This window comes from Rhodococcus sp. Z13 (genome assembly GCF_025837095.1).
GTDB lineage: Bacteria > Actinomycetota > Actinomycetes > Mycobacteriales > Mycobacteriaceae > Rhodococcus > Rhodococcus sacchari.
Genome location: NZ_CP107551.1, coordinates 3,780,500 through 3,794,034 on the forward strand (window position 1 = coordinate 3,780,500; position 13,535 = coordinate 3,794,034).

16 protein-coding genes and 1 pseudogene are annotated in these 13,535 nt (G+C 68.5%); 12 read left to right on the forward strand and 5 right to left on the reverse strand.

The genetic code is table 11. The features are described 5' to 3' along the window. Positions 1-16: 16 nt before the first annotated feature. From OED52_RS17345 to OED52_RS17360, 4 genes are read left to right on the forward strand one after another with little or no spacing between them, the layout of a single operon-like run. A complete protein-coding gene (locus tag OED52_RS17345) occupies positions 17-319 on the forward strand; it encodes a hypothetical protein (protein ID WP_264152081.1) in 303 nt (100 codons plus the stop codon). Next, positions 316-1,017 carry a hypothetical protein gene (locus OED52_RS17350; RefSeq protein ID WP_264152082.1) on the forward strand — a complete coding sequence of 234 codons (702 nt, stop codon included), beginning with the start codon at positions 316-318 and terminating at the stop codon, positions 1,015-1,017. Before OED52_RS17345 ends, OED52_RS17350 begins: the two co-directional genes overlap by 4 nt. 34 nt (positions 1,018-1,051) lie before the next feature. After that, entirely contained in the window at positions 1,052-1,330 is a 279-nt protein-coding gene (locus tag OED52_RS17355) for a hypothetical protein (RefSeq protein WP_264152083.1), read from the forward strand. A gap of 56 nt (positions 1,331-1,386) precedes the next feature. Beyond that, positions 1,387-1,911 (forward strand): AMIN-like domain-containing (lipo)protein, encoded by a 525-nt coding sequence (locus OED52_RS17360; RefSeq protein WP_264152084.1) that lies wholly within the window; start codon positions 1,387-1,389, stop codon positions 1,909-1,911. 16 nt (positions 1,912-1,927) lie between these two features. On the opposite strand, the gene OED52_RS17365 is transcribed toward OED52_RS17360, so the two are convergent. Next, positions 1,928-3,481 carry an AMP-binding protein gene (locus tag OED52_RS17365; RefSeq protein ID WP_264152085.1) on the reverse strand — a complete coding sequence of 518 codons (1,554 nt, stop codon included), beginning with the start codon at positions 3,479-3,481 and terminating at the stop codon, positions 1,928-1,930. Positions 3,482-3,678: 197 nt separating this feature from the next. On the opposite strand from OED52_RS17365, the gene OED52_RS17370 reads away from it, so the two are divergent. Then, positions 3,679-4,470 (forward strand): FAD-binding oxidoreductase, encoded by a 792-nt coding sequence (locus OED52_RS17370; protein ID WP_264152086.1) that lies wholly within the window; start codon positions 3,679-3,681, stop codon positions 4,468-4,470. Between the two features lie 21 nt (positions 4,471-4,491). On the opposite strand, the gene OED52_RS17375 is transcribed toward OED52_RS17370, so the two are convergent. Both OED52_RS17375 and OED52_RS17380 read right to left on the reverse strand, forming a co-directional pair. Then, positions 4,492-5,004: a hypothetical protein gene (locus OED52_RS17375; RefSeq protein ID WP_264152087.1), complete on the reverse strand. Its 513-nt coding sequence runs from the start codon at positions 5,002-5,004 to the stop codon at positions 4,492-4,494. Between the two features lie 32 nt (positions 5,005-5,036). Next, a complete protein-coding gene (locus OED52_RS17380; RefSeq protein ID WP_264152088.1) occupies positions 5,037-6,746 on the reverse strand; it encodes a 3-ketosteroid-delta-1-dehydrogenase in 1,710 nt (569 codons plus the stop codon). 490 nt (positions 6,747-7,236) lie between these two features. Here OED52_RS17380 and OED52_RS17385 point away from each other — a divergent pair, with 490 nt between their 5' ends. After that, a complete protein-coding gene (locus OED52_RS17385; RefSeq protein WP_264152089.1) occupies positions 7,237-7,500 on the forward strand; it encodes a Dabb family protein in 264 nt (87 codons plus the stop codon). 62 nt (positions 7,501-7,562) lie between these two features. Here the strand turns inward: OED52_RS17385 and OED52_RS17390 are convergent, their stop codons facing one another. Then, complete coding sequence (locus tag OED52_RS17390) at positions 7,563-8,483, reverse strand: alpha/beta hydrolase (RefSeq protein ID WP_264152090.1); 921 nt, start codon at positions 8,481-8,483, stop codon at positions 7,563-7,565. A gap of 228 nt (positions 8,484-8,711) precedes the next feature. Between OED52_RS17390 and OED52_RS17395 the strand changes: the two are divergent. The 5 genes and pseudogenes from OED52_RS17395 to OED52_RS17415 all read left to right on the forward strand — a co-directional run. Next, positions 8,712-8,936: pseudogene (locus OED52_RS17395) on the forward strand (FAD-binding protein); the annotation flags it as partial. Positions 8,937-9,076: 140 nt separating this feature from the next. Next, on the forward strand, positions 9,077-9,949 hold the full coding sequence (locus tag OED52_RS17400; RefSeq protein WP_264152091.1) for an LLM class F420-dependent oxidoreductase: 873 nt from the start codon (positions 9,077-9,079) through the stop codon (positions 9,947-9,949). Positions 9,950-10,050: 101 nt separating this feature from the next. After that, on the forward strand, positions 10,051-10,440 hold the full coding sequence (locus OED52_RS17405; protein WP_264152092.1) for a nuclear transport factor 2 family protein: 390 nt from the start codon (positions 10,051-10,053) through the stop codon (positions 10,438-10,440). 78 nt (positions 10,441-10,518) lie between these two features. After that, positions 10,519-11,013, forward strand: coding sequence for a flavin reductase family protein (locus OED52_RS17410; RefSeq protein WP_264152093.1), 495 nt, complete (start codon positions 10,519-10,521; stop codon positions 11,011-11,013). A gap of 154 nt (positions 11,014-11,167) precedes the next feature. Further along, positions 11,168-12,157 (forward strand): LLM class flavin-dependent oxidoreductase, encoded by a 990-nt coding sequence (locus OED52_RS17415; protein ID WP_264152094.1) that lies wholly within the window; start codon positions 11,168-11,170, stop codon positions 12,155-12,157. Here the strand turns inward: OED52_RS17415 and OED52_RS17420 are convergent, their stop codons facing one another. Beyond that, on the reverse strand, positions 12,158-12,844 hold the full coding sequence (locus tag OED52_RS17420; protein ID WP_264152095.1) for a hypothetical protein: 687 nt from the start codon (positions 12,842-12,844) through the stop codon (positions 12,158-12,160). 244 nt (positions 12,845-13,088) lie between these two features. Between OED52_RS17420 and OED52_RS17425 the strand changes: the two genes are divergently transcribed. Beyond that, positions 13,089-13,535, forward strand: a complete 447-nt coding sequence (locus OED52_RS17425) for a hypothetical protein (protein ID WP_264152096.1) — start codon at positions 13,089-13,091, stop codon at positions 13,533-13,535.

Here is a 13,535-nt window from a genome sequence, read left to right on the forward strand (position 1 = left end):
ACAAGCGTATCTACATGTGGAACCCGAGGATCTGCGCACTGCAGCGCGCGATCTGCAGGATCTGGCCGAACAGGCGGACGCTGCACGCCACTACGCCGACCGATGGCTGTCACCTCCGGAGAACGAGGGCCTGATCTACTTCGACGTCGCCGAGCGGGTGCACACGGTCCGCGCCCGGCTGACCGCCCTCTACGAGGAACTGGGGGTGGCCACCGACCGGGCCGCGACGGCGATGGCCGACTCCGCACGGGCCTACGAGGACACCGAACTGGCGACTTCCGCCCAGTTCGAGCGCACGAACCCGGATGTCGGCTGGTGAGCGCCCGTCCCGACGAAGCGCTCGTCGAACCCACGGCCTCCGATCCCGTACCCGATCTGCTCGAACGCACCCTGGGGTTGTACTACCTCTCCCCCAGCTTCTACGTCGCCGAACTGTGCAAGTTCGTGGTGGGCACGGATCCGTGGGCGTGGGCGGCCCAGTACTGCGGTGGCGACTGGGAATCGGTGCTGCGCACCAGTGACGGTGTGAGCAAGCTGGCCGCCTTCCACCGCGGGTACGCGACGGCCGTCGGGGAGGTCCACGGCGCGGTCGCCCCGTGGGAGGGATCTGCGGGCAGAGCCGCAGGTCTTCGTCTCGCCGATCTGCACAGCGCCCTCGACGAACAGGCGCATGCCGTCCAGGGGATCTCCGGGCAACTCGAGCAGATCGCCCTGGCGATGTACGAACTGAACCAGACCTTCGCCGAGATCCTCTCGGCCATAACCGATGCCGGTATCAGAGTGCTCGTCAGGCTCGCGTCGACGAGCGTCGCCGCCGCTACCGGCGTCGGCGCTCTCGGATCGGCTGTCATCGCGGCATCCTCCCTGGTGGACCTGGCGATCATCTCCGACCTGTGGAAGACGGCGATCGACGTCCACACCAAGGTGTGGACGACCGTCCAAGGTCTCATGGGGGTGCTCGCCGGCAATCTCGCGAAGATCGAGAACATCGAGATCCCCCGCCTCCCCACCGTCTAGGGCACCACCGGTGCCGTACAGGAATCGAGAAGAGATGGACGAACCCGAGATCGTCGTCGACGTCGCGCGCGGCGACGCCGCCCTGTCCCGCGAGATCCTCGCATCGCTGCGGTCGATCGCCGACGCCGGGGGCGACCCGGCCTTCGCGAAGCTCGTCGAGCGGGTGGTGTCGGGTGAGCTGGGGGTGCGGGAACTCGCAGGGACGGAGGCGTTCTCGTCGATGCTCGACCGTCTGGTCGCGCCGGTGCTCGAGGCGTTGAGGGAGACGACCTACGAGGACCTCGTGGAGCGGCAACCCGACCGGGAGGTGTAACGCGGGTCACATCTCCGGGCGATGAGGTATCGAAGGCCACACACAAAGGAACGATCATGAGAAGGATTCACGTGTGGCTCGCGATGCTCGCTCTCATCGCGGGGATCGGGTCGCTCGGCCCGACCGCGGCCGCCGCAACGCCCTACTGCGGCATCCACTGGGGCTCGCTGGAGAAGACGAACCCGACCACGGCCGATTCCTCCGCCGCCGGCGTCCGGGCGGGGCGGCACGAGTGCTTCGACCGGATGGTCGTCGACCTCGCCGGTCCCGCAACCGGATACCGCGTCGGCTATGTGCCGGTGGTCCACGAGGACGGATCCGGATTCGAGGTCCCGCTCCGCGGCGGCGCCTACCTGCAGGTGGTGGTGTTCGCTCCCGCCCACGAGGTGCCGGCGAACCGCCGCGAGGTCGTCGGCGTCACCGGCTACGACACCCTGCGGCAGGTCGCGTGGGCCAACAGTTTCGAGGGGCAGACGACCCTCGGGGTGGGTGTGCGCGCCCGGCTGCCGTTCCGGGTGTTCACCCTCGACGGGCCGGGCGGCGGCTCCCGAGTGGTGCTCGACGTGGCGCACCGGTGGTGAGCACCACCGGGGGTGCTCAGCGATAAGAGGCGCGCAGGGTCTTCTTGTCGAGCTTGCCGAGCGGGGTCAGCGGCAGTGCGTCGAGGAAGTCGACCGACTTGGGTGCGTGCACGGAACCCTTTGCTGCACGAACCTTCTCGATGAGTTCCTCGGCGGGTACCGTCTGCCCTTCGCGCAGCACCACACACGCCTTGACGGCTTCGCCCCACTTCTGGTCGGGCACGCCGACCACCGCGACCGACGCGACGGCCGGGTGCGAGGAGATGACGTCCTCGATCTCGCGGGGGAAGACGTTGAACCCGCCGGTGACGATCATGTCCTTCTTGCGGTCGACGATCGTCAGGAAACCGTTCTTGTCGGCGCGGGCGATGTCGCCGGTGTGCAGCCAGCCGCCGCGCAACGCCTCGGCGGTCTCCTCGGGCTTGTTGAGGTAGCCCTTCATCACGAGCGGTCCGCGCACGCAGATCTCACCGAGTTCGCCCTGCGGCACCTCATTGAGGTCGTCGTCGAGCAGACGCACGTCGAGCCACGGCACGGGTCGGCCGCACGACGCGAGCCGGCCCGGGTCGTCGACGAGATGTTCCTCCTTGCGCAGCACCGAGATCGTCATGCCGCACTCGGACTGGCCGTAGAACTGGAAGAAGACCGGGCCGAGCCGTTCGATGCCCTCCCGCAGCCGCGACGGCGACATGGCGGAGGCACCATAGAACAGGGTCTCGAGGCTCGACAGGTCGCGGGTGTCGAAGTCCGGGTGGTCGAGCAGCATGTAGATCATCGTCGGCACGAGCATCGTCGAGTTGATGCGGTACTTCTCGATCGTCTCGAGCACGAGCGCCGGATCGAAATGCGGCAGCACGTAGAGGCATCCGCCGCGCAGCAGGGTGGGCACGAAGAAGGCGGCACCGGCGTGCGAGAGCGGAGTGCACACGAGGAAGCGGGGCTCCTCCGGCCACTGCCACTCGGCCATCTGGATCTGGTTGAGCGCGGCACCCGAGCGGAACGATCCCATGACACCCTTGGGCTTGCCGGTGGTGCCGCCGGTGTAGACCACCGAGGAGGTGTCCTCGATGTCGACCGGCGCGGAGACGAGCCGCTGCTCGGTGAACTGCTCGGCGAGGGCGAGGATGTCGGTGCCCACCGAGGAGGGGCCGAGGGAGAACAGGTTCTTCAGGCTCGGCACCTGGTCGCGCAGTTCGGCGGCGCGCTCCTCGAAGTGGCGCGGGTCGAAGATCAGGGTCTCGATCCCGGCGTCGTTCGCGATGTAGACGTGGTCGGACAGCGACCCCATCGGGTTCAGCGCGGTGTTGCGGCATCCGGCGACCATCGTGGCACCCATCGAGATGAGCACCTCGGGCCGGTTCTTCGACAGCATCGCCACGACCGATCCCTGGCCGACCCCGACCGACGCGAGAGCCTGCTGGAAGCGGCTGATCGCGGCACGCATCTCGGCGCCCGTGAGCACGACGTCGCCGAGATGCAGCGCGGGCCGGTCGGCGCTGCGATCGAGGGCGGTGATGAGGAGGTCGGGCGTGAAGGCGGGGCGATACAGATCGGCGTACTCCTCGGGCATGGTCGTCCTTCCGGTTCTGTGCGGTCCGATGTGTGACGGCCCTGCGCGGTGTTCCCCCACTGTGGTGACCATCACCTGCTCTCGTCACGATAACCGCTCCGGCCCGAAAACTGAAACATGTTCCATTCTGCTGGGACGGGGGATCTCCCCTAGAGTCGTGGCCAGGTCCTGAACAGCCGCACCATCAGGAGTCACGCATGCAGCCGGCCGCGCCGCTACCGACCGAGACCGACACCGCCGTCTCCGCCACGGTCGTCGAACACCACCGGCTGCGGCACGACCTCGCCGTCGTCCGCCTCGAATGCGACGAGGCGATCGTCCCGTTCCGCGCCGGCCAGTACGTCGACGTGACGATCCCGCAGCACCCCCGGCTGCCGCGACGCCTGTCCCCCGCTCTTCCGCCCTCGCTGGACGGCAAACTCGAGTTCCATGTGCGCACCGTCCCCGGTGGCTGGGTGAGCGGCAGCATCGTCGCCGACACCGAACCCGGAGACGTGTGGCAGATCGGCTCCCCGCGCGGCGGCGACCTGCACATCGACGACACCGGCCGCGTCGTCATCATGGTTGCGGGTGGCACGGGTCTCGCGCCGCTGCGCTCGCTGATCCTCGACACCGCGCGCCGCCCGGATCCACCGCGCACCTTCCTGTTCACCGGCGCCCGCCATCCCCGCGACCTGTATGCGGCGGACATGCTCGCGCTGCTCGGCGAGGCCCTGCCGTGGCTGACGGTGGTGCCGGTGGTCGAGTCCGTCCAGGACCCGGAGGTGCCCGACCCCTGGTACGAGCGTGTCGCCCCGAAGATGGGTGAGCTCGGCCCCGACCCCGAGGAACTGCTCGAGGGCAGCCTCGACGAGATCGTCACGTCCTACGGTGCGTTCGGCGATCACCAGGTGCTCGTGTGCGGCTCGGGGCCGATGGTGCGCGCGACGGTGCAGAAGCTGCTGGAGACGGGCACCCCGGCCGAGAACATCCGCTACGACCCGTACTGAGCCGCGATCCCTGCCGAGCCGCTACGACCCGACGGCGACCGTCACCCAGGCCCGCACGATCACGGCACCGGACGCCTCCGCGAACACCACCGCGACGTCCTCGACGTGCTCGTGGTCGGTGCGGTAGCGCTGCAGCACGGTCGTCGACGGTTCGCCGATCCGGTCGGCCGCCGGACGTCCGTGCACCCGCATCCGCACGCGCCGTACGTCCGCCGTCTCGAACCGCCCGGCGACGGAGCGGAGGAGGGCGCCGGTGACCGGGTCGTCCTCGGCCCCTCCCTCGACGGGAGACAGCGGCCCGGACGAGTGGACCTCGGCGACGAGACGGCCCACGGCATCGAGATGAGCGACCGTCCGATCGATCCGGCCGCTCTCCTCGTCACGGCGCACACTGCTCCGGCGGCGCAGCACGCCGGGGGCGGGTGGCGCGAAGAAGACGATGTCCACCTCGTCCACGCCGGCCGCCGGTCGCCCGGCCGTCTCCCACAACGACAGGACCGTGGGGAGGAGGACCTCCCGGTCGACGATCGTCATTCGTCCGCCCTTCGCTTTCGGGGACCGGCCGCTCAGGCGATCGGGGTGTTCGCGGCGGCGTCGCGGGCCGCGATGTAACCGAAGACCAGGCCCTGGCCGATGGTGGCGCCCGCACCGGGATAGCTGTGCCCGAACGCGTTGGCTGCGGTGTTGCCGATGGCGTAGAGGCCGGGGATCGGGTTGCCGTCCTCCCGCAGTACCCGTGCACGTTCGTCGGCACGCACGCCGCCGCAGGTGCCGAGATCGCTCAGCGTCATCTTCACGGCGTAGAGCGGGCCGTGGGTCAGGGGCCGCAGGTTTGGGTTCGGCTGCACCGTGGGGTCGCCGTAGTAGCGGTCGTAGGCGCTGCGCCCGCGTCCGAACTCCGAATCGGTCCCGGCCGCGGCGTCGTCGTTGAACGTCTCGAAGGTCGCGGTGAAGGTGTCCACGGGCACCCCCATCGACGCTGCGAGTTCCGCGGCGGTGTTGCCGCGGTGGGCGATACCCGCCTCGTACCAGGATTCCGGGAGCGGCTGGCGCGGGAACACCCCGGCCGCGAAGACGTAACTGTTGCGGTACTTCTGGTCGAAAACGATCCACATCGACTCGACCGGATCACCCGCGCGCTCACGGTCGAGGATCAGCTGGCCGAACGACATGTAGTCCGACGACTCGTTCGTGAAGCGGCGACCTGTCTGATCGACGATGAACGAGCCGGGCAGCGACCGCTCGGCGAGCATGACCATCGGCGGATTGCCCGGGCGCGAGGGTGCCACGGCGGGGAACCACCAGGCCTGGTCCATGAGGGCGAGATCGGCACCGACCTCCTGGGCCGCCTTGATCGCGTCGCCCGTGTTGGTCTCGGCACCGAGGCTCTCGTGCTCGAGCAGGCGTTCCGACTGGAACTTGTGCCGCATCGCCATGTCGTGGTCGAAACCACCGGCGGCGAGCACCACGCCGCGGCGCGCGGTCACGGTCACCTCGCGGCCGTTCTGCTCGACGACCGCACCGGTCACGCGATCCCCCTCGCCGACCAGCCGCACGAGCGACGTCTCGGTCCACACCGGGATACCCGCGCGCAGCACACCCGCGAACAGTCCCGCCGCGATCGCCTGCCCGCCGGCGACGTACTCCTTCTTGACGGCGAGCCCGGCGACGCCCTGGGCGAGCCGCTTGAAGATCCGCGGAAAACCCTTGTGCGGCACACGGAACATGAGGTTCATCCACTTGTAGTCGGCGCCCGTGGTGGGCATCGGCAGACCGGCCTCCATGAGCCCGGGGCGCAACCTCGCACGTTCCTCCCCGAGCACCGACAGGTCGAACGGCAGACATTCACAGCTACGGCCCACGGCCGAACCACCGGGCAGTTCGGGGTGGTAGTCGGCGTATCCTTCGGCCCAGAACAGCTTCATGGGTGTGGTGCGCCGGAGCATCTCGACCGTCGCGGTGCCGTGGTCGACGAACGCCTCACCCCGCCCGACGGGCGCGGTGTCGCCCACGACCGAGCGGACGTAGGTACGGCCGCGTCCGACGGTGTCACCCGAACCAGACTCCACGAGAACGGGATTGGCGGGAATCCAGAAAGCACCTCCGGAACGGGCCGTGGAGCCGCCGACGTATTGCGACTTCTCCACGATGAGGGTGGACAGTCCCGCTTCGTGCGCCGTGAGCGCGGCGGCCATGCCGGTACCGGACCCGATCACGAGCAGGTCCACAGTGGCGTCGCGGGCGGGGGTCGCAGCCGGTACGGATGTCCTGGCCATCGGCTCTCTCCTTCACATCGTCGTCTGCGCGACGGTAGGGCAGTTCGACAGGGTGAAACATGCATGATCCCGATCACCGGGAAGACGAGCTCGGATGTTCCGTCTCCGGCATCGCCCGGATCACCTCCGGGATCGAGATTCCGACGGGGACACCCCCACCGCGCATCCATTTCACCACCGGTCACCCGGGGTATCCGACGGTCGGTGGAGGCACACCGGAATCCCGCCGGAGGCCGAGGAACGACGCTGTCCTGTCGATGAGGAATGGATGTCGTTGCAGGAATCGCATGTACAGCGGGAGCCGCCCGCAGATCGTCCGCAGATCTACCGTACAGGGGATGGCGCCGAGCGCTGTCGCTGCCGTTCCGATCAGAGGACCGGCGTGGACACCTCTGCGAAGTGATCGACGTATCTCGACGATCCTGGTGACGAAGATGCAGGACGCGAATCCGGTCTCGCCGTCCTCGATCTCGCGATATGTCTCGAGGTGATGGCCGCAGCCGAGCAGGTGTTCCTCCCCTCCATCGTCGCGTGGCGTCCGAGTGGGGTGACCGAATCGGTGGGCCGCACCGAATGGACGCACCTGTGGGAGCAGGAGTTCACCGATCACGATGCCCTCGTGGGCCAGTATCTGGATCATCCGGTGCACTGGAGCATCGTCGATCGCTGGTTCGACCCGGAGTGCCCCGAATTCATCGTCCGTGACCGGGTGTGCCACACCTTCTGCGCTGTGGAGGACATCGCCATCGAGTGAGAACGACGAAGTCCTCGAGCCATCGGTGATGGTCCGAGGACTTCGTCTTCAGCGGAGTACCGTCACTCGAACAGTGAGCGCATCATCTTCCAGATCTCCTGCCGTGCAGGCTCCGTCAACGACAGCGACGGGAACGTCAGGAAGCCGTGGAACAGACCGTCGAATCGGCGGTGCCGGACCTCGACCCCGGCGTCCGCGAGTCGTTGCGCATAGTCGTCACCGGCCGAGCACGGCGGATCGAGTTCCGCGGTGATCACGACGGCCGGAGGAAGTCCGGCGAGCGAATCGGCCCGCGTCGGGATCACCCGGGGGTCGTCGGTGCCTTCCGGCGCGTACTGCTCCCAGTACCACTTCATCGCCTTGGTGGTGTTGTAGTACCCCGACCCGTACTTCCGGTACGACTCCGTGTCGAAATCGTCGTCGATGACCGGATAGAACAACGCCTGACCGAACACTGCAGGTCCCCCGCCGTCACGCGCTGCGATGGCCACGGTCGCGGCGAGGTTGCCCCCGGCACTGTCCCCCGCGAGCACGATACGTGTGGGATCCCCGCCGTACGCCGTGATGTTGCCGGCCGCCCATTCGAGTGCCGCGTACACGTCCTCGTGCGCTGCCGGCGCACGATGTTCCGGCGCGAGCCGGTAGTCGACGGAGACGACCACGACACCGACCCCCTCCGCCATCGAACGGCAGAACTCGTCGTGACTGTCGAGATCGCAGAACACGAAACCACCGCCGTGGGCGAAGACCACCACCGGAATCCCGTCCTCGGGATGGTCGGGACGATAGATACGCAGTGCCAGGTCTCCACCGGGCCCCTCGATACCGATGTCGTGCACATCCCGCATCGCGGGCAGATGCTGGAGAGGTGCACGACGACTGCGGATGAGGTCACGGAGTTCCGCGGGCGGAACCGTGGTGACGTCGGGAAAGCCCGCATCCAGGACCTTCAGCATGGACTCGACTTCAGGGTGCAATGACATGTGGGTCTCCTCGATGTGGTGCGTTCGGCCACGCTAGGACCGGGAGCCCCGGGTCCGGAACCCACTGTCCCGGCCAGCGGTCCACCGGAAATGCGTCACGCTCAGTGGGACGAGGTCCCCGATCGCTCGGGCCAGGACGCGAGGATGACGAGCAGTCCATATCCGACGGTCGTCGATCATCGGCGACCGGAGATCCGGAGGAAGCGACATCATGACAGCCGCGTACGGTACCGAGTCCGCAGCGGACCGATGCTGGCATGGACCAACGGCGGGCCTCGTCGTGACGAACACGCTCGTGTCCTCGCCACGGACGGCACGGTCATCGAGGGACTCTATGCGGCGGGCACGGTGAGCTCGACGTTCAGTTGGGCCAAGGACGGCGGTTTCCACATCGCCGATGCGTTCGTGTTCGGCCGCATCGCGGGCGAACACGCCGCTCGTCGTATCGGTTGAGTCGAGCGTCGAATTCGCAGACCGGATTCCGTGGACCGGGACCATTCGTGCTCCCCGTGTTCGTCGCGAGCAGACTTCGGGGAGACGCCGTTGCGAAGGAGGGGCCTGTCATGGCAACTGTCCCGAGTCCACACCCGAAGGTGCGAATCGGAATCACCAGCCCGATCGTCACGCGACTTCCGGGCACGTACGACGAATGGGAGGCCGCCGCCGGGATCGACGAATTGACACGGATCGCGGTGACCGCGGATCGCCTGGGCTTTCATCACCTCACCTGCAGTGAGCATGTTGCTGTGCCGGTCTCGGTGGCCGAGGTCCGGGGCGGGACCTACTGGGACCCCTCGGTGACACTCGGATATCTGGCGGCCCGCACCGAACGGATCCGGCTCGCCACGCAGGTCCTCGTCCTCGGTTACCACCATCCTCTGGAGATCGCCAAGCGCTACGGCACCCTGGACACGGTGAGCGGCGGGCGCCTGGTCCTGGGACTCGGCGTCGGTTCGCTCGAGGAGGAGTTCACGCTGCTCGACGTCCCGTTCACCGATCGTGGTGCCCGCGCCGACGACGCGCTGGCCGCGCTGCGCGCCTCTCTGTCGACGCGTGAACCGTCCTACCGCGGAGACTTCTTCGAATATTCGGATGTGGTGGTCGATCCCTGTGCGGTGCAGCCACGGGTACCGCTGTGGATCGGCGGCCGCACCCGGCGCTCCCTGCGTCGCGCCTGCGAGTTCGGTGACGGCTGGGTGCCTTTCGGACTGCCGCTCGACGAGGTGACGGCGATGCTCGACGCGCGGCCGCAGCCGGACGGTTTCGAGGTGGTGCTGTCGGTCTCGGGACTCGATCCGATCGGCGATCCCGACAGGACGCGGCGACGGCTCGATCGGGCGATCGCCGCGGGCGCGACGATCGTCGGCGCCGGGGTGCGGGCCCGGTCCGCCGACCACTACTGCGATCAGCTCTCCGGTCTCGCCGAGTTGTTCGGCCGGGACTTCGGCGACCTCGGAACGACCTGAACCGGATCGTTTCCCGCTGTCCGGGAAACCGTGGCGGCATCCCGCCGGCCGGCCGTTAGCGTCGGTGCGACAGACTCTGCCCCACGACCACAGGAGCACCCGTGACCGTTTCCGAAGCCGACGTCCGTTCGCAACGCATCCGGGCCACGGTGCACGCCTATCTCGACGCCGTGGCCGCCGGTGTCGCCGCCGACATCGCCGCCCTGTACGCCGACGACGCAACCCTCGAGGATCCCGCCGGGAGCGAACCGCATGTGGGCCGGGCCGCGATCGCCGAGTTCTACAACGGGGTCGAGGGCACGGAGAACAACACCGAACTGCTCACCCTGCGGATCAGCGGCTCGACCGCCGCCTTCCACTTCCGCGTGGTCACGAAGGCGGGTGGCCAGACCTACGAGATCGAGCCGATCGACGTCATGACCTTCGACGAGGACGGTCGTATCACCAGCATGCGTGCCGTCTGGGCACCCGAGGACGTGCGCCGCCGCTGATCCCCCGGCCAGGACCGTTCGCGTACCGCGCCGTGGCGACGGACACTGGTACGAACGCCGACCGATAGGAGCTTCTCGATGACAGCCGAGCACGCGGTGCTGGACCCCCGCCGGATCCGGGACGTGATGGGCAACTTCTGCACGGGCGTCACCGTGATCACGGGACTCGACGGCGACGACCCGCTCGGGTTCGCCTGCCAGTCGTTCGCGTCGGTGTCCCTCGACCCGCCGCTCATCTCGTTCTGCCCCGCGCGCACGTCCACGACCTGGCCGAAGATCCGCCGTGTGGGCAAACTGGCCGTCAACGTGCTGTCGGAGAGCCAGCGCACCCTGTGCGCGGCCTTCGGTGCCAGCGGCGGGAACAAGTTCCGGGGTGTGCGCTGGACCCCCGGCGACAACGGTGCCCCGGCGATCGAGGGTGCCATCGCGCGGGTGGAGGCGACGGTCGAGACCGAGCACGACGCCGGCGACCATACGATCGTCCTGGGCCGGGTCACGGGCCTGACGTCGCTGCATCCCGACAGCCCGCTGCTGTTCTTCCGCGGCACCTACGGCGGCTTCCGCCACATGTGACAGCCGGCTTCCGCCACATGTGACAGCCGGCTTCCGTCACATGTGACGGCACCGTCCGATCCGGCCGGTCGCGGGAATAGCCCCGCGACCGGTCGGGTTGTTCCGAGGGTGTGCCCGGCGGCCGATACCGGGCCCCGACACGTAAGGACCCTCGGTGACCGTTCCCCTCTCCATTCTCGATCTCGCGCACATCGGCAAGGGTGAGACCGCCCGCGACAGCTTCGAGGCCAGCGTGAAGATGGCCCAGCTCGCCGAGCAGTGGGGTTACCGGCGCATCTGGTACGCCGAACACCACAACATGCCGACGATCGCGTCGTCCGCGACCAGCGTGCTCATCGCGCACGTCGCCGCGCACACCTCGACGATCCGGCTCGGCGCCGGCGGCATCATGCTGCCGAACCACTCCCCGCTGACCATCGCCGAGCAGTTCGGCACCCTCGCCACCCTGCATCCCGGCCGGATCGATCTCGGTCTCGGCCGCGCGCCCGGCAGCGACCAGAAGACGCTGCGGGCGCTGCGCCGCGACCCGTCGTCGGCCGACAGCTTCCCGCAGGACGTCCTCGAACTGCAGGCGTACCTGAAAGGCGAGTCGCGCATCCCGGGCGTCGACGCGATCCCCGGCAAGGGCACCGACGTGCCGCTGTACATCCTGGGTTCGTCGCTGTTCGGCGCGAAACTTGCTGCGCTGCTCGGCCTTCCGTACGGTTTCGCGTCGCACTTCGCGCCGCAGGCCCTCGAGGAGGCGGTGGCGCTGTACCGCCGCGAGTACCAGCCCTCCCCCGAGCACCCCGAGCCTTACGTCATCGCCGGTGTCGGCGTGATCGCCGCCGACACCACCGAGGAAGCCGAGGCGCTGTTCGCGGCGGCCGAGCGGACGCGGGTCGTGCAGATGGTCGGGCGCGGACGCACCTTCACCGAGGAGGAGATCGACATGCTGCTCGACTCCCCCGCCGGTATGCAGGTGCGGCAGATGATGCGCTACACCGCGGTGGGTTCGCCGGAGCAGGTGCGCGACTACCTCGACCGTTTCACCGAACGCGCCCGGGCGGACGAGCTCATCGTCGTCTCGTCGGCACCCGGGCGTTCGGCGTGGCTGCGGTCGCTGGAGCTCCTCGCGCAGGTCAGCGACCTCGTGCCGGCCTGATCAGGCGGGCACCGTGATCGCGACGGGTGCCGCCTCGTTGCCCCACGACTCGGTGTCGGTGAAGCAGACCCAGGTGGTGGTGTAGTCGCCGGGTTCGAGGTCGGACCGCAGTTCGATCTCGACCCGGGGCGGCACCACGTACGCCTGGGTCCGCGCCACCTCCGGTCCGTCGAAGACCCGCGACCGGCAATTGACCTCGGTCGAGCCCGCCCGGACCTTCCAGATCGCTTCCGTTCCCTCCTGGGTGAGCGCGGCGCTCGGCTCGGCCTCGCCGGGGATCGCCGAGCCGCTGGGAAGGCTGATCACCGACGAGCCGACGAGGACGGACGGCCCCTGTGTGGCGGGAATGGTGACCTCGATCGTTTCCGTGGAGTAGGTGTTCGCCCCGTAGCATTCCCAGGAGACCTGGTAGACCCCGGCCACGGGAAGGGGCAGGGTGAGGCGCAGCGACTCTCCGGCGGACACCACCGTCCGGCTCGCGTAGACCTTGTCCGCACCGTTCTCCTTCGCCCTCGCGGTGCACGTGTTCTGTTCGTCACCGTTCTGGACGTTCCAGGTGACGCTGTTCGCCTCGATCGTCGCCGTGGCGGTTGCGTCCACCGCGGCGGACGCGGTGGCGGGCGCCATCAACGCGACCGTCCCGGCCGCAGCGGCCGCCCCTGCGAGCACTTTGAACCTGCGGGACATGGCACCCTCCGAACATCGCTGGAATGTCTCGGATTTCCGAGACATTTCCGAGCCATTGTGTGGTCGGAGGCGGGGTGGGCATCGGCTCGTCGCTGTTTCGATACACGTTCGTGACCGGAGAGCGTGTCGCCCCGGCACGATTCGTCACCGGAATCGCGGGGACCGGATTTCGTTGGCCGTGGGTACAATACGGCGACAAGCTCCCCATACCGGAAGCTTTCCGGCCGGACCCCGCAGGAGCACGATGAACTTCCGCATCCGCGTCGCCGCGGCCCTCGCCGTCGCCGCCGCACTGATCGCCCCGGCCGGCGTGAGCGCCGAGACGCTGCGCACCGACGGCCCCAGCATCACCGTCATCATCCGCAACGAGACGGACGCACCGATGGTGCTGTCGTCGTCGGACAACCCCTACGGGGCGTGGACCGATGCCCCCGCCGCGGTGATCGCGGCCGGGGCGACGGAGACCCTCGCGGCGGGCAGCAACGACCGGCGGGGCTTCGGCCTTCAGGTCGGTTACACGATGCCCGGCGACGCGACCGTGGTGCTGATGGCCAACAACTACGGCACGGGCAACGCGAACGTCGACGGCACCCGCGTCAGCGGCGGCAACGCCCACGGGTACGCCGTCGACTCGAGCGTCGATGCCGGATATCCGTTCATGACAGCGGAATTCACCGTCACCCGATCCTGA